Here is a 22,763-nt window from a genome sequence, read left to right as displayed (position 1 = left end):
ATAGCACCCTTTTTCTACAAATCGCTTACAAGCTTGCAGAATCTTCATCAGGCCGTTGACTCGTACGGTAGAAATACCAGCAATCGTTCAATAGACGAATTTGCCTGTGGTCTTTCTTCAGAAAAGCGCGCATCAGTTGATTGCACAGCCATTGCGGCATAGCTTCGCCCTCCTTCCAGACATCACTTGTTGTACTAATAAGTGTATGGAAGTGGGCGAATGTCCGTGCAGGTCCAACTAGCGCGAATGTTCAAGATTTTGCAAAAACAGGCGAAGCGGAAGCTTAAATGTCGAGTTCTTCCTCGTACCACTGCTCTAATTGTGCCTGCAAAGCGCGAATTTCAGTGAGCAGCGAGATCAGCGGATAGGATTTCTCTTCAACGGACGAGAAGTCTTTCTCCAGCTGATTCATGTAATCAAGCCCGGAATGGATGACGATGGATTTGTCATGAAGCTCTGCATCAGCGCATTCTGCAATCGCGTACGGCAGTACCGGCACTTCGGAAGCGGTCAGCTTGTCGATTTCTTTATGCAGGCGCAAATTAAGCGCGCTTAATTGATACGCATGTGAGGCAGGCATTTCTACGAACGAAACATCTTGTCCGTTTTTCATTATGATATAACGCATTTCTGGCATGATAGCTTCTCCCCTCTATAAACCAATCATCATAGCTGATATTGATCTTTACTACTTGACAGTGTAGCGTATTCATCCTTTAAAATTCAAGTATATTGAGGTTACAAATTCAAGGGAGTACATCAAATGCAGGATAATCAGCTACAAGAATGGGTCGAACGGGTTTCTCTGCACGATTTCGGAATTCCTTTCAGGCACCAGGCAACCTTCAACGGAAGATTGAAGTCTACGGGAGGGCGCTATTTTACGAAGTCGCACAATATCGAGATCAGCCCTCATCAACTGGCCAATTATGGGGAAGAGGAAACCGAGAAAATCATCAAGCATGAGCTATGCCATTATCATTTGCATATATTGAAGCGGGGATACCAGCACCGGGATGCGGATTTCAAGCAGCTGCTCGCCAAAGTAGGCGGGACGCGATTCTGCAAATCTCTGCCTGAAGGGGTAAAACGCAAGCAGGAACCCTATCGATTTAAGCTTGTTTGTCGCAGCTGCGGGACCGAGTATTTGCGCAAAAGAAAGACCGATCCGCGCCGCTATGCATGCGGAAAATGCCGGGGGATTTTGTTGCTTTATAGGCTTGACTTCGATTCTCAGACATGATACATTATTTCTTGTCACTCATTACTATTCCCTGATAGCTCAGTTGGTAGAGCACTCGACTGTTAATCGAGTTGTCACAGGTTCGAGTCCTGTTCGGGGAGCCATTTCTTTTGGGGAGATACCCAAGTGGCTCAAGGGGACCCTCTGCTAAGGGGTTAGACTGCGCAAGCGGTGCGAGGGTTCGAATCCCTCTCTCTCCGCCATTTCCTATGAATGAACGCACTTATTTAGTGGACATTCAATTCTCCGATCTCGTTAGCAGCGAGAGGGAGCTGCAACAAAAGGCCCGTTGGTCAAGTGGTTAAGACACCTCCCTTTCACGGAGGTAACAGGGGTTCGAGTCCCCTACGGGTCACCATCTTCATTCTCGATATGGACAATTACATATCACTTCGCGGTCGTGGTGGAACGGCAGACACACCATCTTGAGGGGGTGGCGCTCACAAGGCGTGAGGGTTCAAATCCCTCCGACCGCATTCCCTAGATGAACCCTTGATTATTCAAGGGTTTTTCTTCTGTTTAGATAATGATATGAAGGAGAGTACGAGATGATTTATCATTTTATACAAAAGCAGGAATGGATTGCAGCTAGAGAACTAAATAAATATGAACCGGAGACTATCGCATCTGACGGCTTCATTCACTGCTGCACACGGGAACAAATTAATCTGCTGGCCAATATGTTGTTTCAAGATATTGATGATTTACTTCTACTTGAGATTGATGAAACGGCAGCTGAAGCCGAGCTTATATGTGAAGACTTGTATGAAATGAACCAACTATTCCCGCATCTGTATGGAGCTTTGAATCTGGATGCCGTCACGACTATATCCCATGTGCATTCTATTGCAGATGGCGAGGTCGTATTAGAACCTTATCGCATCATGGAAGAATAAAGAGCGTGCTCATTCTCGCAGAAGTCACTTGCGAGAAGAGGCACGCTCTTCTTTTATCCTTCCAGTCGAGCAAGTTCCTTGCGCACGATTGGCGCTACCTTGGTGCCAAGCAGCTCAATAGCGCGAAGTGTTTCATGATGAGGCATTGTGCCGACGTTCACATGAAGGAAGAAACGCGTCACGCCTAAGTTCTTGCGCAGTAGAATGATTTTCTCTGCGACATATTCGGGATCGCCTACATAGAGAGCGCCGCGCAGGCTGCGAGCTGCATCGAAAGTGGCGCGGCTGTAAGGCTGGGTCCAACCACGCTCGCGCCCAATGACGTTCATTTGGGCTTGGGTGGGGAGGAAGAAGGCATCAGCAGCTTGTTCCGTTGTATCGCTGACGAAGCCATGCGAATGTGTCGCGATTTGCAAGGTTGCCGGATCATGACCCGCGCGAGCTGCTGCTTCTTTGTAGAGTTTGACTAATGGAGCGAAGCTCTCAGGCATGCCGCCGATAATCGCAAACGCAATTGGCAGTCCGAGCATACCGGCTCTGACCGCGGATTCCGGATTTCCGCCGCTCGCAATCCATACCGGCAGCGGTTGCTGGACCGAGCGTGGATAGACGCCGAGATTTTGGAAGGCCGGCCGATGGCCGCCGCGCCAGCTTACTTTCTCTGAGTCGCGAATTGCGAGCAGCAGCTCCAGCTTCTCTTCAAACAATTCATCATAATCGTGTAGATCATAACCGAAGAGCGGGAAGGACTCTATAAACGAACCACGGCCGGCCATAATTTCCGCACGCCCGTTCGAAATGCCGTCTAGGGTTGAGAAGGATTGATAGACACGGACCGGATCATCAGAGGACAGAACGGTCACCGCGCTTGTGAGTCGAATGCGTTTCGTCATAGCAGCTGCAGCAGCAAGTACAATAGCTGGCGCGGAGCCGGCATAATCCGAGCGATGATGCTCCCCGACTCCATAGACATCAAGTCCTACCTGATCGGCGAGAACGATTTCTTCAACCGCATGCCGCAATCTCTCCGCATGGTTAACGGCTTTACCGGTTGTAAGATCATTGGTTGCTTCTAAGAAAGTGCTAATTCCGATTTCCATATTCGCAGTAGTGCTAGTGGTGGTCAATTTGTTTCTCCTCCTTTATTACTACTAGTGTACTCAGATCTGCGGAAGAAAAACAAGCTAATATGGAATAGTTAGTAGGTTTTTAGGGGAACGTATCGATGTGCGAAGCGCTGTATTATTATGGGTATAAATGTAAAATATAAGTTGTGAAATGAATTGAAAAAAATGCTTGCTATTGCTTTATGGTTTAGATATAATAACACTTGTCGTTTGAAAAGCTTGTCGAAAAACGATGAAGATTAGGCCCGTTGGTCAAGTGGTTAAGACACCTCCCTTTCACGGAGGTAACAGGGGTTCGAGTCCCCTACGGGTCACCATTTATGAGCCATTAGCTCAGTTGGTAGAGCACCTGACTTTTAATCAGGGTGTCGTAGGTTCGAGTCCTACATGGCTCACTTTTACCTCATTCGATATGGATAATCACATATCACTTCGCGGTCGTGGTGGAACGGCAGACACACCATCTTGAGGGGGTGGCGCTCACAAGGCGTGAGGGTTCAAATCCCTCCGACCGCATACCTCAGAAAAACCTGAAATTCCTTGATTCATAAGGGACTTCAGGTTTTTTGCCGTTTAGGCATCATCTGAATCTGATATGATGGATAGGATTCCCTTTATCTAACAAGGAGGAGTTCTCGTTATGTCCATTCAAGCGGTCTTATTTGATTTTGATGGAACGCTCGCCGACACATTGCCATTATCGTTTAGTGCCTTTAGAACCGTGTTTAAACAGCATGATCATCGAGAGGTTACAAACGATGAGCTTGTTACCATGTTCGGTCCGACAGAGGAAGGCATTATAGGTGAGAACTTCACAAATAAAGCTTCAGTCTTACAGGCTATTGAGGATTATTACACGTTATATGAGAAGGGTCATGATCATAACTTTCCTAATGAACAGGAACTGGTAGATTTACTTCATTTTCTGAAGGAGCAAGGTGTGAAAATCGGCGTCATCACCGGGAAAAGCAGACGTGCGTTTGAAATTTCATCCGAGTCGTTACAATTACAACGACTTTTTGATGTCACGATTACAGGCGATGACGTCAACAAACCGAAACCGGACCCTGAGGGTATACATAAAGCGCTGCACATATTGGCTGTAGATAAATCGAGTGCCATATTTGTCGGGGATAGTAATGCAGACATTCTCGCCGGTAAGGCAGCCGGGCTTCGTACGTATGGCGTACGTTGGTTATCTACGTATCAAAGCTCGGTTTATGATATATTACCGGATGGCGTGTTTAATCGTGTGGCACAATTTTATGAGCTGCTTGAGAACGAGGATAAATGAAGAACGAATAGAACAGGCAAAGGGGAAGTGACTTTTCGTCGTCACTTCCCCTTTTTTTGTAAATTCCATCATGCGAGAATGGTGCCGAACATGGTATTATAGAATTGGTGATACGTTTCACCAAAACAAACGAATAAAATGGAAATGAGAGTGGACTAACGTGAACAACTCAGTCGAAACGAGCAAATCCCTTTCCAGAATCTCATTAAGCGGGGGAGGCCTGCAGTTTACTTTTTTGAACAGCGGAGACTTGTATCAGGCCTCTCACGGGGATGTACTGATCAATCAAGTACTCTCCAATGCCATCGACGGATCGTTTAACAATGTGTATCTAAGACTATTCGCCGAAGATGGGACGATTGCGGAAGTTCTTCCGCTGTTAGGCGTCCAATCTCAAAGCCGCTTTGCGTATTCCGAGCATGCTGCCGTGTGGGAGGGCTCTGCGAAGGGCGTTTCCTACAAGGTCATTTTCCGGTTATCGGATCGCGGCATCTGGTTCTGGGATATTGCCTTAACCGGTGACGGCATTCAAGCGGATGTTGTATATGGACAAGATATCGGCATTGCCAATCGAGGCGCTGTTCGATCTAATGAAGCTTATGTATCGCAGTATATCGGTCATTCGGTATTTGAAGACACGAGCAAAGGCTTCGTCATTTGCTCCAGACAGAACCAACCCCAGCAAGGGAAATTCCCGTATTTGCAGCAGGGGGCGCTGACAGGCGCAATCGGCTACTCCACAGATGGATTCCAGCTGTTCGGATTGTCGTACAAAGAAACCAATGAGGCAGCAGGCCTTATGCAGGCATCATTAGCGAACCAGGTCTACCAATATGAGTTTGCTTATGCGGCACTGCAATCGGAACGGATACAACTGGATGGCTCAGCACGCGTCGTATTCTATGGCCTATATGAGGACAATCATGCCGATGCAGTTGCTGCGCTTGAATTTGGTGATGAGATTGCGGAAGCTTGGGCATGGGCAGATTCACAGTCGCCGCTGGACGCTGTTCAAGAGGTAGAGAAGGTTTCGCTTCATTCGACTGTCGGACAGCCGCTTCAGTCAGCATCACTGACCGAAGCCGAGATTGAGCAGCGTTACCCATCGCGTCAACAGGAAGAGTGGGATGGAGAGACATTGTTGTCCTTCTTTACGCCTACGCACGAGCATGTTGTCCTTAAGGACAAAGAGCTTCGCGTAGAACGTCCGCATGGCCATATTATGATGACAGGCAATAACGATCGGATGAACGAGCAGGTTCTGGCAACGACCTCATTCATGTATGGTATCTTCAATTCGCATATTGTAGTAGGCAACACGTCGTTTAACAAAATGATGTCCAATGCGCGCAACGCGCTCAATATGATGAAGACATCCGGTCAACGCATCTATGTCGAGCTCGAAGGAAGCTATCGTCTGCTGGCACTGCCATCCGCCTACGAGATTGGATTCAACTATGCCAAGTGGGTTTATAAATTGCCGGAGGATCAGATCGTCGTGTCGAGCTTTACGACTCTGGATACGCCGGAGGTGCAGCTGCAGGTCGTTTCCGAAAACGGCAAATCGTATCGTTATTTGGTAACGAACCAGGTAACGATGGATAATAACGAATACGAAGTGCCTTTCCGCATGGAGCAAGAAGGCGATGTAGTTACATTCCGCGCGGATGATCGTTCATATAGCCGCTCCGTTTATCCGGATCTATGCTACCGCATGAAGCTCGCAGGCGCTTCGATGAGCATCGGCGATGAACGACTGCTGGCGGAGCATGTCCAGCCCGGCGATGCTTCATTAGTTGTGTTAAGCGTTGCAGCAGCCGCTAATTGGAGCTTAACGATTCAGGGACTTTTGAACGGGGAAGAGCTGCCTTTTGTTACACGCAATTCAGAAGAGGAAGCAGCTCGTTACCGTGATTTCTACTATAGAGTGATGAATGGCTTTGAACTTTCCTTAGATGGAGCCGTATCTGACGAGCTGGAGAAGGTGAACACGCTCGCTTGGTGGTATACCCACAACATGCTCGTTCATTTCTCTACACCGCATGGTCTTGAACAATATGGCGGGGCTGCTTGGGGCTCGCGTGACGTCTGTCAGGGGCCGGTTGAATATTTCATGGCCACACAGAAGTATGATGTTGTTCGTACGATCCTGCAGACTGTATTCGCGCATCAATATGAGGATACAGGCAACTGGCCGCAGTGGTTTATGTATGACAAGTACATCAAGGTGCAATCAGAGGAAAGCCACGGAGACATTATTGTATGGCCGCTGAAGGTCATCGGCGATTATTTGAATGTCACCAAAGACTACAGCATTCTGGAAGAACAGATTCCGTATACGGATCGGCATACGTTTGCGTTTACGGAGCAGACGGATTCGCTGCTCGGGCATGTGCTCAAAGAAATCGATTATATTAAAGCGCATTTCCTGCATGGCACGAATTTGTCCTCCTACGGTGACGGTGATTGGGACGATACGCTGCAGCCGGCTAACGCGCAGCTCAAGAAGTATCTGGTCAGCAGCTGGACCGTATCCTTGACCTATCAAGTAATGAAGCAGTTAGCTGCTGCACTTGCTGATTACAACAAGGACTTGTCAGATGAGCTTAGTGTACTGGCTGCGGGCATTCAAGCCGACTTCAACCGATATATGCTGCCAACCGGCACAATTCCGGGCTTCTTATACATGGAGAATCCGGAACAGGTGAAGCTGATGATTCACCCGGATGAGAACGAGACAGGCATCCAGTATCGTCTGCTGCCGATGACCAGAAGTATGATCGGCCAGCTGCTCACCAAAGAGCAAGCCTATGCTCATTACGACATCATTAAGGAAAAGTTGTATTTCCCGGATGGCGTTCGCCTTATGAACAAACCGGCTGCCTATAACGGAGGCGTTAGCACGCGCTTCAAGCGTGCAGAGCAAGCGTCCAACTTCGGACGGGAAATCGGCTTGCAATATGTGCATGCGCATATCCGGTTTGTCGAAGCGATGGCCAAGCTTGGATTCAGAGATGAAGCATGGAAAGGGCTGCAGATGATTAATCCGGTTGGTTTGCGCGATGTCGTGCCAAATGCTGACATTCGTCAAAGCAACGCCTACTTCAGCAGCTCCGACGGAAAATTTGGCGACCGTTATGAGGCACAGGAGCGATTCGATGAGTTAAGACAAGGCAAGGTTCAAGTGAAGGGCGGATGGAGAGTGTACTCCAGCGGCCCTGGAATCTACATGAATCAGCTCATCTCAAACTGTCTGGGCATTCGCCAAGAAGGCGGCGATCTTGTCATTGACCCTGTGCTGCCGAAACATCTGAACGGTTTGCAGTTTGAGTTCCGTTTGCTGGATCAGCCGATCCGTTTCGTCTATCATCTGGATGGCGGCAGTGCTGAGCGCCGAGTAACCCTTAACGGAGTGGAGGCTTCATTGCAGCCGACAGCGAACCGTTACCGTCAGGGCGGCGTACGGATTAACCGTGAGACGCTTCTTAACGGATTACGAACAGATCAGAATGTAATCGAAATTTATATGTAACACACAACGCGCATCGATAGTGTATCGATGCGCTTTTTTGTATACTGGTTGGAGACAAGTTGTATTAAAATAGTACCAACATCCTAAATTTTGTGATATATATGGTATTAAGGTAGTTCATATGGAATAGTGTGGAAGACCAACCATAATAGATACGATACGAGGGATACGTAATGAAGGAAGATCTGCCCATCGGCAGCAAAATCTTTATTCAGCAGGATGCTGCATCAATAGTTATGAATGAGGCACTAATTGATTATTATCTGGATACACGCAACTTTAAAGCAATAGCGGAGCTGCAGCAGCGTAAGTCCCAGGCTTGCAGCATTTGTTGGGTTAGAGCGAAGGTTTGTGACGGCGGAGCGTATTATATCCCTGAACAGGTGATGGAGCAGATCCAGTTCAGGATTAACGAAACAGCAGCTTCCGGCACGGTTTATATTGCAGATCCGATTTATTTCATTGAGCAGATGCGAGAGCAGCTTGTAACGGAGTACCTGAATTGTGAGGGAAACTTGTACTACTATAGTACAGTCTAGTGAAGACAGCCATCGAATCGTTTCGAAGGCTGTCTTCTTTTGGTTCAATTAAATTTGATTTTGTAGAAGGTGTTAATCTATTCCATGTCGAAGAATCAGGGGAGGTTCGACCACCACATACGACATGGAGTCAGAGGAGATTAGAGTCTACAATGAGCAAATTAACACAAGTGAATTGGAAAGAAATATCACTGGGTGAAGGCTTCTGGGGCAAATGGCAGCATACCAATGCCCGCGCTACCGTAAATGCAATTTATGACCGGTTCAACGAAACAGGCCGAATTGATGCGATGCGTCTGTCCTGGAAAGAAGGCATGGACAATAAGCCGCATATTTTCTGGGACTCCGATGTTGCGAAATGGATGGAAGGCGCAGCTTATATTTTGTATTACCATCCGGATGAAGAAATTAGCAAGAAACTGGAAACGGTTATTGATTATATTGAACAGGGCCAAGATGTGGATGGTTATTTCAATTCGTATTTTTTGACATGTGAACCGGTGAATCGTTTCAAAGACCGCACTGCGCATGAGCTCTATACGGCAGGTCATATGATGGAAGCCGCAGTGGCTCACTTTTATTCCACGGGTAGTAAGCGCTTTCTGAATATCATGACACGTTTTGCCGATTGTATTGAAACCGCGTTCAAGCTGGAAGGCACTGCAAACTATTCAGCTCCGGGTCACCAGGAGATTGAGCTGGCGCTTGTTCGATTGTGGCAGGCTACCGGAGAAGATCGTTATTTGGAGCTCTCCAAACATTTTATCGATATCCGCGGTACGGAAGCGCGTGATCGCATTTTCTCCGTGAGAAACGGAACTTGGCCGGCTAGTCCGCCGCTTAACAGCCAGTTATTGTACAACGATACGTATGCGCAGGATGATGCGCCGGCGCGCCAGCTGCCAGCTGCTGCAGGTCATGCCGTGAGAGCGATGTATTTCTACTCCTCGATGGCTGATATCTCCCGAGAGTACGATGACAAGGAATTGTATGAGGCTTGCTTACGTCTATGGGACGATGCAACGCTGCGGAAGATGTACGTAACAGGCGGGGTAAGCGCAGAACGGTTCGGCGAAGCAATCGGAGCGGCTTACATGCTGCCTAACCAGAGCTCGTATGCGGAGACTTGCGCTTCGATCGCCATGGCATTCTTCGCGCAACGGATGTTCTCCATTGAGCCGGATACGCGTTATGCAGATATTATTGAGCGTCAGATGTATAACGGTGCTCTGGCTGGTCTGTCGCTTGATGGGACCGGGTTCTTCTACGATAATGCATTGCAGTCTGTGCCTGCTCATAATGATTTCTTGAAAGGCGTCCATGATACTCGGAATCTGTTCCCTAACTATCGACGTGAGCGTGTATTTGAATGCTCCTGCTGCCCGCCGAACATTCTGAGGTTCATTGCGGCAATTGGCGAGTACGTCTATGCTACGGAGCAAGATACGTTGTATATCAGCCAATATGTGCAGAGCAAAGCGAATATTAAGCTGGCTTCGGGGTCGATGCAAGTAGAGCAGGTAACGAATTATCCGTGGACCGAAACGGTAACCGTTCAAGTAGGCGGAGAGCTTGTCGAAGGTGCAGCTCTTGCATTCCGTATGCCGGGCTGGTGCACGAATCCAACGGTTGAGATTGACGGTACTGAGGTGTTTGACGGCAACACAATCACTGACGGTCTCGTATTGAAAAATGGTTATCTGCATATCCCGATGAGCTTGATTACAAAGGGGACGGTTTCGCTCCGCTTCCCAATGCCGGTCGTTGAAATTGAATCCAACCCGCTTGTGTCCGAGAGCAGCGGGAAAGTCGCACTCATGCGCGGACCTGTCGTGTACTGCTTAGAAGCTATTGACAATCCGTTTGCCATCTTCGATATGACGATTCTTCGTCAGCCAGAGTACAGCAATTCTACCAGTGACATCAATGGAGTTCCGATGGTCATGCTTCATGGCAAGGCTGCGGTACGGTCCACAGACGATTGGAATCAATTGCTGTATCGTCCAAGCGGCTCCCGTTACACGAACGTGACGTTTACGGCGGTTCCATATTTTGCATGGGCTAACCGCGAGCCGGGCGAAATGGCCGTGTGGCTTCAGAAGGAATCCAACTTATCCGGGTAAACGATCCATACTGCGTGCCAAGCTGCCCTTTCGTGGGGCAGCTTTTTTGGGTATGAATGATCCGAGTGCCAGGCAGGAAGTTGTATCCAAAAACAATGTCGATTAAACTAGAAGAGTCGCTATTATATCAGGTTTACTTAAGGAGTCATGTTCTTACTTATGCTCAGAAAATTAATCCGCAAAATGTCGCCGGCGAGGCTGATCGTTTCTGTTTATGTGTTAGGAATCCTGTTCATTACGCTGCTGCTCATGCTGCCGGTCAGCTGGAAGCCTGGCGTGCGCTTGTCATTCATTGACGCTTTATTCACCGCTGCCAGCGCAGTGAGCGTTACTGGACTTACAACGGTCAGCACTGGCGATTCCTTCAGCGTCTTCGGCGCGGCCGTTCTTATCTTTGCCTTCCAATTTGGAGGGATCGGCATCATGACGCTCGGCAGCTTCTACTGGTTCTTACTCGGGGAGAATATCGGTCTGCTGGAGCGAAAGCTCATTATGATTGATCAGAACCGGAATCAGTTGTCCGGACTCGTATCGTTGATGAGGCTTGTCTTGCTGCTCACGCTTGCGATCGAGCTGCTTGGAACTCTCCTGTTCAGCGTGTATTTCTATACGACCGGCTATTCGGATACAATATGGGGCGCTATATTCAATGGGTTGTTCCACGCCGTTTCCGCTTTTACGAATGCGGGCTTTGACTTGTTTGGGGATTCGCTCATTCGTTACTCGGACGATTACTTTGTACAAAGCGTAACGATGATATTAATAGTGCTTGGCGCAGTTGGATTTCCCGTTCTTGCCGAACTGACCGAATGGGCTAGGAAGAAACAGAAACGGTTTCGGTTTTCCTTATTCACGAAGGTTACGATGGTCACCCACGTCGTGCTTATTCTGCTCGGCTTCGTTGTGATTTGGCTCACGGAAGCGGGCCATTCGTTCGCGAATATGCCCATCCATCAGCAGCTGATGAATGCGTTGTTCACTTCCATTACGTCGCGCAGCGCAGGTCTTACAATCATCGATATGTCTTCGCTGCATCAGGCGTCACAGCTGCTCATCTCGGTATTGATGTTCATCGGGGCAAGCCCGTCAAGCGTTGGCGGAGGTATCCGAACGACGACGATTGCCGTTATTGTTATCGTGATGATCAACTTTGCCAAAGGCGAGAAGGAAATTCGGCTGTTCAACCGCTCGATTAGCAAGGATGACGTCTATAAGAGCTTTGTCTTCTTATCAATGTCCGTGCTGCTCGTCATTATAGGCATATTCGCCGTCCTCATGGCGGAAGCGCATCGTTATGATCTCTCTGCCGTGCTGTTCGAGGTCACTTCCGCATTCGGGACATGCGGGCTGTCGACGGGCATTACGGGGTCACTTCATGTTTCAGGCAAAATCACCCTCATTCTACTCATGTTCATCGGTCGAATCGGGATGTTCCTGTTCTTCTCGTTGTTCACTTCCGGGAAGAAGAAACCGGATATTAAGTACCCTGAAGAGAAGCTGATTATCGGATAACTTATCATCGGGATGGTTTGAATGTACGGGTAGGACTAGCTTATAATCGAATGGACAACGCGCGAAAAGGGGATGGCGAAGTATGAGTGGATTGTATCATGTACTCGGAGCGAAGCAATTCGATCGAGGAGAGCTGGATGAGCTGTTCGAATCCGCGAAAGGGATGGAGCTGGTAGCGAAGGAAGGCGGCAATCAGCGTTTCCCGAACAAAATAATGAGCACGCTCTTCTTCGAGGCGAGCACACGGACCCGCTTCTCCTTCGAATCGGCCATGCACCGACTGGGCGGCCGCGTAATCGGTACGGAGAATGCGAGCCAATTCTCGTCCACGATTAAAGGTGAAACACTTGAGGATACGATCCGCATCATTTCGGGTTACAGCGATCTCATCGTGATGCGCCATACGGATATCGGAGCTGCGAAGCGCGCTGCCGCGGTTTCCAATGTACCCGTCATCAATGCGGGCGATGGATCCGGCGAACATCCCACGCAGGCACTTCTTGATTTGTATACGATTCAGAAGGAATTCGGCGGGATCGACGGGCTGCATATCGCGATGATCGGCGACCTCACTTATGGTCGAACCGTGCATTCCTTGAGCTACCTGCTGGCGAATTACAAGGATGTGCATCTGTCCTTTATCTCGCCGGATAATGTACGAATTCCTTCCTATGTCAAACAGTACTTGGACGAGAAAGGCATATCCTACGAGGAAACAACGGATCTGTCCGGTATTGCCAGTACGGCGGATGTGTTCTACCAGACGCGGATTCAGAAGGAGCGGTTCCCTTCGCCGGAGGAGTACAGCAAGGCGGAAGGCAAATATATTATCGACCGCAAGCTGCTAGATGAGATGAAGGCGAATGCAATGATTCTTCATCCGCTGCCGCGTGCCGGAGAAATTCATCCGGAAGTGGACAGTGATCCGCGGGCGGCTTATTTCAGACAAGCTCAGAACGGATTGTATATTCGGATGGCGCTTGTGGAGAAATGTTTTAGTTAACTATTAAAAAAGGCTGTATCCGGCAAAGAGGCGCAGAGCGCACTTTCCGAATACAGCCTTTTATACGTCATTATTGTTTAGTAAGAACGATTGGACCTTCGTCCGTAATGGCGATGGTATGCTCATACTGAGCAGAGAGCCCGCCGTCCATCGTGCGTGCCGTCCATCCATCGGAATCGATCTTGCTTTGCCATACGCCGGTATTCAGCATCGGCTCGATGGTCATGACCATGCCGGCTTTCAGCCTGATTCCGCGACCCGCAGGTCCATAGTGAGGCACTTGCGGTTCTTCATGCATATCCTGCCCGATGCCGTGGCCGATAAACTCACGAACAACGGAGAAGCCCTCTGCTTCGGCATGCTTCTGGATCGCGTTCGATACATCGCCCATGCGGTTGCCTACAACGGCTTGCTCGATGCCTTTGTACATCGCTTCCTCGGTTACTTTGAGCAGCTTCTTCGCTTGCGCGGAAACTTTGCCTACCGCATACGACCAAGCGGAGTCAGCCAGCCAGCCATTCAAGTTGACGACCATGTCGATTGTGACGATATCTCCTTCCTTCAGCGGCGTGGCCGAAGGGAAGCCGTGACAGATGACGTCGTTGACGGAAGCGCAGGTTGCGTACGCATAGCCTTTGTAACCTTTCTGCTCCGGCTTCGCGCCGTGCTGCTCCATAAATTTCTCGGCAAATTGGTCAATTTCATTGGTTGTAATGCCGGGTTTAATGATGTTCGCGATTTCGCGGTGGCAGGCTGCGAGAATTTCGCCTGCTTTGCGCATATGCTCGATTTCATCTTTGGTTTTAATTATGATCATGTTACACCTCTTTAATGGCTAATTATAATGAAAAAATCGGCCTTCGTAAAGAAACCGACAATACGACACCGCGCTAAATTCATATAGCAGACTTATTCAACATTTGCCATAATAGGAGGTAAGCGAAGTTTCCGGCGTAAAGGGGGAGCAACAGTGAAAGGCTTCGGTATCTATAAGTCGAAGAAATATTTGCAGCGTGTTTTAATCTCCATCATGCTTTCCATGGTCGTAGTGCTCATGGCACTGTCCGTAGCGAATACGTATGTGCTGGAGGACTCCGTCAGACGCAACCAAGAGCAGTCTAACCTCAAGGTATTATCGCAAATTCAATATAATCTCACTTATATGAACGAAATCATTACGCATCTATCCAACTACGTAAATAAAGACAATCAGCTTGCCACGCTCCTGTTCGACATGAAGCTGCCTAAGATGGACTTCATTCGCGGTTATCAACGGCTGTCGAGCATTATGGACAGCGCTTCCTTCTTGCATTCCATAGCCATCTATAATCACACGCAAAATGAAATCTACGGCACTACAAGCGCCTTCCTGCTGGACGGCGGCCAAACAAAAGCCAAAATTCGCGAATGGCTCTTCGATGCTTCGAAGCCGCATCCAACCTCGCGGCTAATTCCTGTCAGCTTGGAGAAGGCAGACGGCGGAATCGATGCCTTCGCTTTTCTCGTTACGAACTCGCTGAAACCTTTCTCCAGGGCGGAATCGGCTATTATTCTTTACATTAAATCCAACTGGGTTTTCGAGAGCTTGAAGCGGATGGATGCCGTCAGCAGCGACAAAGAAGGGAATGAGATTTACATTGCCGATCAAGACGGCCACCTCTATTCCTCCGATGACGCTGTAACCGAACAGGACAAGGCTAAACGCGACCAAATCAAACAGCTGGTGCAGCGTGATAAGGAGATGAACAAGCAGCTCTCCGGTTTTGTCGTCGGGGATATCGATGGGAATAAGCAGCTCGTATCGTATATGGATGACGGAGTTCGAAATTGGACGATCATCTACGTGCAATCCTACGATTTGCTGATGAAGGATGTTCGGTCAACGCGAACGAAATCGTTTGCCATCACAGGCATCTTCCTGGTGCTGTCGATTGGCTTATCGATATGGCTGTCTTATAAGCTTTATACGCCGATTGAACGGATGCTGCGCCGCATTCGCCTGCAAGCACCGCGAGACGAACAGAATCCTTCCGCCTTTGATGGTGATGAGTTCCATCTGATGAGCGACAATTACATGCGGCTGTCAGATAAGCTGCAGGAAATCAGCTCGGAGCAAATTGTGAGCAAATATTATTTGCGCAAGCTGCTGACGGACAGCAGTCTCTTTACGCACCATGATATGCTCGAAGTGATCGAGAAGCATGGGCTTGGCATCTCGGTAAAGGATGAGCTGCTGATCTGTGTCCTGCGAATCGATGAATTTCAGGCGTTTGATCGCAATACGACGGGGGCTGCGAAGAAGCTGTATAGCTTTGCAATGGTTAACATCGCGCATGAAATCATGGCGAAGCTGTATCTCTGCGAAGTGGTTGAGGTGCGAGGCGACCATATGGTGCTGATCGTATCGAATTCTTCGTCGAGCACCTACCGAGCGGGTCAAACAAATCCTATCCCGGATTCAGCAACAACGTTCTCCGAGCAGGTCGTACCGATTGTCCGAGAAATTCAGCAAACGATTCTCCACTTCTATGGCATCTCGCTCTCATGTGGTGTAAGCGACCCGATTCCGCAATTTCCGTATATTTCGTCGGCTTATAATCAGGCTATGCAGCTCTGCAGCTATAAGATTATCCATGGTCATATGGCTACGATAATCCCCGAACAGATTAGAGAAAATTTGCTGAGCAAGCAATCCGCCATCCCGGATGTCATTGAACGTAAACTGTCAGAAGCGTTGAAGAAAGGTCAAATGTCCGAGGCGGGAAGCGAGCTGGAGAAGGCATTTACGCTGCTTGCAACATTCGGCTATGACGATATGCTGAGGGCTGTCTCCAACTTGGCATGGGTGGTGAAGAATACGGCGGCGGACATTGCCAATAACCGCGTTATCAAATTTGATGTCGATTTGGAATATGCGACTCAAATTACGCAGGAGAAAGAAACGCTGGAGGAAATGTACATTGCGCTGCTGGCGCTTTGCGCTAGGATCTGCGAAGGTCAACGTCCGGCTACGATGGAACGCAATGATATGATTCTGGAGACGATCAAGGAATTGGTGGAACAGAAATATGCAGATATCAATTTAAGTCAGCAGTCCATCGCGGCTACCGTGAAGTTATCGTCGGCCTACATCGGCAAGATGTTTAAAGACAGCACCTCGATGTCCATAACGGAATACATGAACGAAGTCCGCTTGAAGCATGCACAGCTGCTGCTGGAAACGGATGATTATACGGTCATCGAAATTATGGAGAAATGCGGATATTCCAATCCGAGCTATTTCTTCCGGTTGTTCAAAGGGAAGTTTGGAAGTACGCCAAAGGAATATCGGATGAAGAAATCCATCTCATAACGGACTTATCTTATGACCGCCGTTTCCACAAAGCCTCTCGAGGCAGTGGGAACGGCGGTTTTATTAGGTCTATAAGCCTGTAAACTGCATAAATTCGAACATTTTACACGTGTAAGATACAGCTTTTCGAAAATCGTATTCTATATTTCGCTGCCCTGGCATGGCAACATGAAGGTCAGAAGGAGGAGGTCACAAGTCATGATGGATTCGGGTCAAAGTAGCAAAGGAAACTGGCTGAGCCGAGAATGGCGGCATCTGCGCAAGAACAGAGAGCTGCTGTTGCTTTCAGTGCCAGGCATTCTTTACAAATTAGTCATTAATTATTTCCCGATGGTCGGTTTGATTCTAGCGTTTAAGTTCTTTCGGTATGATCAAGGCATCTTCGGCAGCAGATGGGTAGGATTCGACAACTTTGAATTTCTCTTCAAGTCGCAGGATGCACTTCGTATTATTCGCAACACCTTGCTGTACAACTGTACGTACATCGTGCTTGGCACGGCAACCGCGCTGCTCTTCGCCTTGCTGCTTAATGAAGTGTCAGGGCGAATGGTGAAGATTTACCAAACCGCGATGTTTCTGCCTTACTTTATATCGCTGGTGCTCGTCGGTTACATTGCTTATGCCTTCCTGGAGCACAAGAGCGGTTATTTGAACGGTATTCTGCAGAATATCGGATTGGAGCCGCATAATTGGTATTTTGAGACGATGCCATGGATCTTCATCCTGCCATTAGTATCGGTATGGAAGGGTGTCGGCTTCTCTACACTCGTCTATTACGCCGGCATTATGGGCATTAACAGCGAATATTACGAGGCGGCCAGGCTGGACGGTGCTTCCAGAGTACAAATGATGACGCGAATCACACTGCCGCTGCTGAAGCCGCTTATTATTATTTTGTTTATCTTGGGTCTCGGCAATATTTTCCGCGGAGATTTCGGATTGCACTACTTTGTACCTAATAACGTGGGGCTCAACTTTGCTACGACGGATATTATTGATACTTACGTTTATCGTGCACTTACGAAGCTTGGTGACATTAACTCAGGCGCAGCTGTCGGATTCCTGCAGTCTGTGGTCGGCTTGGTGACCATTGTATCAGCGAACTATCTGGTGCGTAGAGTCGATAAGGACAGCGCTTTATTCTAGGAGGAATTGTGAACATGTCGAATGCGAATGCGAAGTCCTTGCAGCAACCTAATTGGTTCATCAATGTATTTTTCATTATCGTCAGCGCGCTTATTGTACTTCCGTTTCTGCTTGTTGTCGCAGTATCGATTACCTCTGAGAGTAGTCTCGTTCAGAATGGTTATCGCTTCATTCCGAGTGAATTTAGTTTTGAGGCATTCCGCATTGTGCTGAAGGAACCGACCATTATGCTCCGGGGCTATGGCGTCACGATTACGATTACGGTGATCGGTACGGTGATTGCGCTGCTGCTTACCGCGCTGACCGCGTACCCGATCTCTCGTCGAGATTTTCGATATAACCGCCCGCTCACGTTCTATGTGTTCTTTACCTTGTTGTTCAATGGTGGATTGATTCCGTTCTATATGCTGATGACACAGTACTTGCATCTCAAGAACTCGCTTGGTGCGCTCATTATTCCGCTGCTGCTCAGTCCCTACAATATTCTCATTATGAAGGGCTTCCTGGACAAGATCTCGCTTGAAATCATTGAATCCGCGAAAGTAGACGGCTCCAGTGAGACACGGATATTTATCCAAATCATACTTCCCTTATCGACACCTGCACTTGCAACGCTTGGACTGTTCATTTCTTTCGCCTATTGGAATGATTGGTTCACATCCTTGCTTTTTATTGATAACGATAAGTTTGTCCCTCTCCAACTGCTGCTTGTTCGGATTTTGTCGCAGATCGAGTTTCTTGCCAATTCACCGCTGGCAGAAGCGGCCAGCAAGCTGCAATTCGCTAATTTCCCGACATTATCGGTTCGAATGGCGATGGCGATTATGGCAGGTGGGCCAATGCTCATAGTCTTCCCTTTCTTCCAGAAGTTCTTTGTTAAGGGCATCACGGTTGGTTCCTTGAAAGGGTAACGGAATTCCATGAGAGGTGGTGAGGAGGAAAGGAATTACAAAGTTGTTATTGCTTAAATACAAGGTATGGGGTTAACTAAAAACGGAGGTGTCTTTCAAGTGAAAATGAAATCATCGTCTACTGTTCTTAAATGGTGTTTACTCCTTCTATGCTTCAGCATCATCGCAGCTTGTTCCAGCAATAACAATGGGAACAACAAGAATGCGAGCGAGAACACGGCCGCAACGGATACTACCAATACAACGACGGAACCGGCTGCGAATAATACGGCAGAAGAGCCTGTCAAAGAGGAGCTTCCTGAAGTAAAATTAACGTTCTACTATCCAAGTAACCCGCCAGGACCGGATCAACAAGCCGTTAATGACGAAATCAATAAATATTTGAAAGAGAAAATTAACGCAACGGTTGATTTGAAGCCGCTTTCTTTCGACGAATACGATCCGAAGCTCAATACGATCATGGCTGCAGGCGAAGAATTCGATGTCGCATGGGGCTCTAAATACTGGCTGCTCAGCTATCAAGCAAACATTGATAAAGGCGCACTGCTTGAGCTTACTGACGACATGATCAGCAAATACGCACCTGAAGCACGCGCCAACATTCCGGATAAATTCTGGCCGGATATGAAAGCCAATGACGGCAAAGTATACGGCTTCCCGGTTTACCAAGTTGCAGCTAAGACGAAGAGCTTGGTCATTCAGAAGCGTTTTGCCGACAAATACAACCTTGATGTCAGCACGATTCATACGTATAAAGATATTGAACCGTTCTTGAAAGCGGTCAAAGAAGGCGAGCCTGATATTATTCCGTTCGGTATGGGCATGAATTCATGGGGCTTCTACACTAGTCCGGACTGGGTTGGTACCGATGGATTGGCCGTTTCGTATAAGAAAGACGACCCGAACTATTCCATTCTGACGGGTGAAGAGCAAATCAATGCGAAAAAAGAATATTATGAAACGATGCACAGATGGTATAAAGCAGGCTACATCAACGAGGATGCCCCAATTCTCAAAAACTTCGGAGACCTGGAGAAGAAAGGCAATGTCGCAGTCGGTATTGAATTTACTACGAAGCCCGGCGGCGAGATCGATGAAATGAATAACAACGGCGGCAATGAAGTTATCTATGCTCCGATTTCCGACAGCTACTTCACGGGTATCGCAAGCGCCATGCAGGTCGTTAGCAAAACGTCCAAAAATCCGGAACGCGCTTTAATGTTCATTAACCTGTTAAACACAGACAAATTCTTGTACAACTTGATCTGCTACGGTATCGAAGGCAAGCATTATACGAAGAAAGATGGCGACTATATCGAGCCTATCAAAGATTCCGGTTATGCACCGAATGTAGACTGGGTGTTCGGTAACCAGTTCAATGCATACCTGAAAGCACCACAAACCGCAGATGTATGGCAAAAAACAATCGATCTGAACAACAGCGCAATGGTTGCAGCATCGTATGGCTTCTCCGTTAACCAAGATCCGATCAAGTCGGAGCTTGCGAACACCAATGCGGTTAACAATGAATTCGCGCAAGCACTGGAAACCGGTGCCGTTGATCCTGCTGATATCATGCCGAAATACATCGAGAAACTGAAAGCGGCAGGTCAAGAGAAGATTGACCAAGAGATCCAGAAGCAGTGGGATGAGTTCCTTGTGAAGCAAGGCCTGAAATAATAATAAGCGTTATTGGTAAGAGGTAACGAAGCCAAAGAGGCAGGGGGAGCAGTACGGTACCTCTGCCTCTTTTTACATGGAACGGGAGGTCTATTCAGATGGAATTGTTTGTTTCGGTTAAGGATGGCGATGATGCTAACACGGGGACATCTGCTGAGGCGGCTGTTCGAACACTTGAACGCGCTAGGGAACTGGTACGGATGAAGCTGGCAGAAGGGGATAAACAGGACATTACCGTTTGGCTTAGCGGAGGGCGGTACGAATTGACGGAACCGCTGCGTTTGGATGAGCGAGATTCCGCTCCTGAAGGTTACTCGGTGACATATCGCAGTGCTGCACAGGATGAAGAGGGTGTCACGATTAGTGGCGGAAGCGCGATTACAGGTTGGGAGCCTTATGATGACAATATCTTTCGCGTCCGGCTGGATGCAGGAAGTGCAATTCATACGCTCTATGAGAACGGTGAGCGCGCATGGACCGCGAGGAGCCCGAAACAAGGTTACCATGTCGTTGCCGGTAAAGGAGTCGGTGATTCGAGAACCGGGTTTCGATTTCATAAGGATGATGTTCCGAGATTCGAGCATGGGCCGGGTGCAGAAGGTGCGCAAGGTGTCCAGGTCCATATATGGCCTGGGGAAGGCGAGTGGAATTGGTTCACGGAAACGAAAACGATCGACCGTATTAGTTGGGAGGAAGGGGTAGTTTCGTTCAAAGAACCTGCGCCATGGGGGATCGACCTAGGCTCGCGGTATAGAGTTCAAGGGGCGTTGTCTCTCTTGACGGAGCCGGGGGAATTTTATTTCGATGCGTCTGGCGGCGAACTATACTACTATCCAAGGCAGCTGCCAATCGAGGATCAAGTGATTGTTGCTCCTGCTATGAAGCGGGTGATTGAGCTGGCGGGCAGTTCGCCTGACAACCCGGTGATGGGTATTGTGCTTGAAGGCTTGACGGTGGAGTGCTCCGATTATGCGCAGGAATATCGAATGCCGGAAAGCAACTGCGAGCACGAAGAGAGCAGACATGGACTCGTTTATCTCGAGAATGCCTGCGGTATTTCCGTTCGAGGCTGCCGGCTCTGGAACAGTGGATTCAGCGGCATCGTACTGAATGGAGCCTGTCTGGGGAATGAAATCTCGGACAATCTGATCGAGCATACCGGCTACAACGGAATTTATGTGATCGGTATCGCTCCGGGAGAAGGCGACTATGCCAGCGCCGAGCAGGCTGATGTGAGCAAAGGGAATCTCATTTCGAATAATTTGATCCGGCACGGCGGCGAGCTCGTTGGTCACAGCTCCGGTATTCAGCTCTATCAAAGCGGAAGCAATGAAGTGTCACATAACGAAATTCACGGCATGCCGAGATATGGCATTTCGCTGAAAGGCTTAAGACAAGGCGCCATGGAGTCATCCTATTACGGGACGGAGGTTACGTGGGAGAATCATTGGGATTTCACGCATACGCGGAACAACCTGATTACTCGCAATAACATTTGGGATGTGATGAAGGACAGCCAAGATGGCGGGATGCTGGAGTCTTGGGGAGCGGGGACCGGCAACCGGATTATTGCCAATCGGTTTCATCACAGCGGCATTTATTTCTCCTTCGGCTTCTGTATTTATTTGGACGATGCATCGGATTACTATCATGTTTCACATAATGTGATCCATGATTTGTACAGCGCGGGCAGCGGTGTGCTGTGGTTTGTTGTTTTCTCCAAAGGTATCGGCAACCGGATTGAGAACAATCTGCTTGTGGACAACGATGCTCGGGCTGCTTTCGGCACGCAAGAGATGGCCGGTGAGGCGAATCGAGAGATAACGATCTTGCGTAACCTTGCAGTGAGATCGGGGGATCAGCTGTATCATTTCGTCAATTGGAAGGATGATCGACTGCTGGAGGCGGACTTCAATCTCTATGACAATGAGACGAAGGAGCCGACAGTGAGCGGAATCTACGGGGATGACAAACGAGGCCTCGTACCTATTCCATGGGAAGCTTGGCGCAATATGGTGGATGGCAAATTTGATGCGCACACCTTGAACTCGGATGCGATGCTAATCACAGAAGGGGAAGGCGGCAATGTACAATTTACGCTGGATCCGGCATCACCTGCATTTGGTCTTGGCTGGGAAGAGATCGATATGAGCAGCATGGGCTTAAAGCAGAACTTTCCGTTTCCGCGGGGTTGAAAAAAATAGCAGTTTACTTCAGCACGGCGGCGGCGGTGTGTTTGAACTCACACTGTCCACAAAAGCACAGAGTACCAGGTAATCGACGACGCCATGACCCTCTTGAATGCCCTGCTTCTCATAGGACTTCCATAGTGGATGCCGATACTTTGTGAGATACGGACCTGTTCCGGATTTCACGAATGGAGAATGGGTCGTCCGAGGCGCAGG

General features: G+C 48.5%; 17 protein-coding genes and 7 tRNA genes. 20 read left to right on the top strand and 4 right to left on the bottom strand.

Annotated elements, in window-relative coordinates:
• Window positions 1-25 precede the first annotated feature (25 nt).
• A complete protein-coding gene (cmpA, locus tag AC0YN4_RS16290; RefSeq protein ID WP_090984639.1) occupies window positions 26-160 on the bottom strand; it encodes a cortex morphogenetic protein CmpA in 135 nt (44 codons plus the stop codon).
• A gap of 123 nt (window positions 161-283) precedes the next feature.
• Window positions 284-637, bottom strand: coding sequence for a hydrolase/acyltransferase (locus AC0YN4_RS16285; RefSeq protein ID WP_090984641.1), 354 nt, complete (start codon window positions 635-637; stop codon window positions 284-286).
• 126 nt (window positions 638-763) lie between these two features.
• On the opposite strand from AC0YN4_RS16285, the gene AC0YN4_RS16280 reads away from it, so the two are divergent.
• The 6 genes from AC0YN4_RS16280 (at window position 764) to AC0YN4_RS16255 (ending at window position 2,139) form a co-directional block, all read left to right on the top strand.
• A complete protein-coding gene (locus tag AC0YN4_RS16280) occupies window positions 764-1,243 on the top strand; it encodes a SprT family protein (RefSeq protein ID WP_475782140.1) in 480 nt (159 codons plus the stop codon).
• A gap of 28 nt (window positions 1,244-1,271) precedes the next feature.
• Window positions 1,272-1,347, top strand: a tRNA-Asn gene (locus AC0YN4_RS16275).
• Window positions 1,348-1,355: 8 nt separating this feature from the next.
• Window positions 1,356-1,446: transfer RNA gene (locus AC0YN4_RS16270), tRNA-Ser, on the top strand.
• Window positions 1,447-1,526: 80 nt separating this feature from the next.
• Window positions 1,527-1,601: transfer RNA gene (locus AC0YN4_RS16265), tRNA-Glu, on the top strand.
• A gap of 36 nt (window positions 1,602-1,637) precedes the next feature.
• Window positions 1,638-1,719: transfer RNA gene (locus AC0YN4_RS16260), tRNA-Leu, on the top strand.
• A 72-nt stretch (window positions 1,720-1,791) separates the two neighbouring features.
• Entirely contained in the window at window positions 1,792-2,139 is a 348-nt protein-coding gene (locus AC0YN4_RS16255; RefSeq protein WP_475836180.1) for a DUF952 domain-containing protein, read from the top strand.
• A 53-nt stretch (window positions 2,140-2,192) separates the two neighbouring features.
• Here AC0YN4_RS16255 and AC0YN4_RS16250 read toward each other — a convergent pair whose 3' ends face one another.
• Window positions 2,193-3,239 (bottom strand): LLM class flavin-dependent oxidoreductase, encoded by a 1,047-nt coding sequence (locus AC0YN4_RS16250; RefSeq protein ID WP_475782468.1) that lies wholly within the window; start codon window positions 3,237-3,239, stop codon window positions 2,193-2,195.
• Between the two features lie 269 nt (window positions 3,240-3,508).
• Here AC0YN4_RS16250 and AC0YN4_RS16245 point away from each other — a divergent pair.
• The 9 genes from AC0YN4_RS16245 to pyrB all read left to right on the top strand — a co-directional run bounded on the left by AC0YN4_RS16245 (window position 3,509) and on the right by pyrB (window position 13,269).
• Window positions 3,509-3,583: transfer RNA gene (locus AC0YN4_RS16245), tRNA-Glu, on the top strand.
• A 5-nt stretch (window positions 3,584-3,588) separates the two neighbouring features.
• Window positions 3,589-3,661 (top strand) — tRNA-Lys (locus AC0YN4_RS16240).
• Window positions 3,662-3,700: 39 nt separating this feature from the next.
• Window positions 3,701-3,782 (top strand) — tRNA-Leu (locus AC0YN4_RS16235).
• A 124-nt stretch (window positions 3,783-3,906) separates the two neighbouring features.
• A complete protein-coding gene (locus tag AC0YN4_RS16230; protein WP_475836179.1) occupies window positions 3,907-4,560 on the top strand; it encodes an HAD family hydrolase in 654 nt (217 codons plus the stop codon).
• Window positions 4,561-4,720: 160 nt separating this feature from the next.
• On the top strand, window positions 4,721-8,092 hold the full coding sequence (locus tag AC0YN4_RS16225; RefSeq protein WP_475836178.1) for a GH36-type glycosyl hydrolase domain-containing protein: 3,372 nt from the start codon (window positions 4,721-4,723) through the stop codon (window positions 8,090-8,092).
• A gap of 173 nt (window positions 8,093-8,265) precedes the next feature.
• Window positions 8,266-8,631, top strand: coding sequence for a hypothetical protein (locus AC0YN4_RS16220; RefSeq protein ID WP_475782136.1), 366 nt, complete (start codon window positions 8,266-8,268; stop codon window positions 8,629-8,631).
• A 152-nt stretch (window positions 8,632-8,783) separates the two neighbouring features.
• Window positions 8,784-10,754, top strand: coding sequence for a glycoside hydrolase family 127 protein (locus tag AC0YN4_RS16215; RefSeq protein WP_475782135.1), 1,971 nt, complete (start codon window positions 8,784-8,786; stop codon window positions 10,752-10,754).
• A 159-nt stretch (window positions 10,755-10,913) separates the two neighbouring features.
• On the top strand, window positions 10,914-12,266 hold the full coding sequence (locus AC0YN4_RS16210; RefSeq protein ID WP_475782134.1) for a TrkH family potassium uptake protein: 1,353 nt from the start codon (window positions 10,914-10,916) through the stop codon (window positions 12,264-12,266).
• An 82-nt stretch (window positions 12,267-12,348) separates the two neighbouring features.
• Window positions 12,349-13,269 carry an aspartate carbamoyltransferase gene (gene pyrB / locus AC0YN4_RS16205; RefSeq protein WP_475782133.1) on the top strand — a complete coding sequence of 307 codons (921 nt, stop codon included), beginning with the start codon at window positions 12,349-12,351 and terminating at the stop codon, window positions 13,267-13,269.
• Window positions 13,270-13,339: 70 nt separating this feature from the next.
• Here pyrB and map read toward each other — a convergent pair whose 3' ends face one another.
• Window positions 13,340-14,086, bottom strand: a complete 747-nt coding sequence (gene map / locus AC0YN4_RS16200) for a type I methionyl aminopeptidase (protein ID WP_475782132.1) — start codon at window positions 14,084-14,086, stop codon at window positions 13,340-13,342.
• A 153-nt stretch (window positions 14,087-14,239) separates the two neighbouring features.
• Here map and AC0YN4_RS16195 point away from each other — a divergent pair, with 153 nt between their 5' ends.
• The 5 genes from AC0YN4_RS16195 (at window position 14,240) to AC0YN4_RS16175 (ending at window position 22,553) form a co-directional block, all read left to right on the top strand.
• Window positions 14,240-16,621 carry a helix-turn-helix domain-containing protein gene (locus AC0YN4_RS16195; RefSeq protein WP_475782131.1) on the top strand — a complete coding sequence of 794 codons (2,382 nt, stop codon included), beginning with the start codon at window positions 14,240-14,242 and terminating at the stop codon, window positions 16,619-16,621.
• Between the two features lie 198 nt (window positions 16,622-16,819).
• Complete coding sequence (locus tag AC0YN4_RS16190; protein WP_475782130.1) at window positions 16,820-17,767, top strand: ABC transporter permease subunit; 948 nt, start codon at window positions 16,820-16,822, stop codon at window positions 17,765-17,767.
• 14 nt (window positions 17,768-17,781) lie between these two features.
• Entirely contained in the window at window positions 17,782-18,678 is an 897-nt protein-coding gene (locus AC0YN4_RS16185) for a carbohydrate ABC transporter permease (RefSeq protein ID WP_475782129.1), read from the top strand.
• Window positions 18,679-18,783: 105 nt separating this feature from the next.
• Window positions 18,784-20,358 (top strand): ABC transporter substrate-binding protein, encoded by a 1,575-nt coding sequence (locus AC0YN4_RS16180; protein ID WP_475782467.1) that lies wholly within the window; start codon window positions 18,784-18,786, stop codon window positions 20,356-20,358.
• 98 nt (window positions 20,359-20,456) lie between these two features.
• The gene (locus AC0YN4_RS16175; protein ID WP_475782128.1) at window positions 20,457-22,553 is read left to right on the top strand and encodes a right-handed parallel beta-helix repeat-containing protein; all 2,097 of its coding nucleotides are present in this window, start codon (window positions 20,457-20,459) and stop codon (window positions 22,551-22,553) included.
• Window positions 22,554-22,763: the final 210 nt, after the last annotated feature.

Source organism: Paenibacillus sp. J22R3 (assembly GCF_056269305.1).
This window is presented reverse-complemented; position numbering and strand designations above follow the sequence as displayed.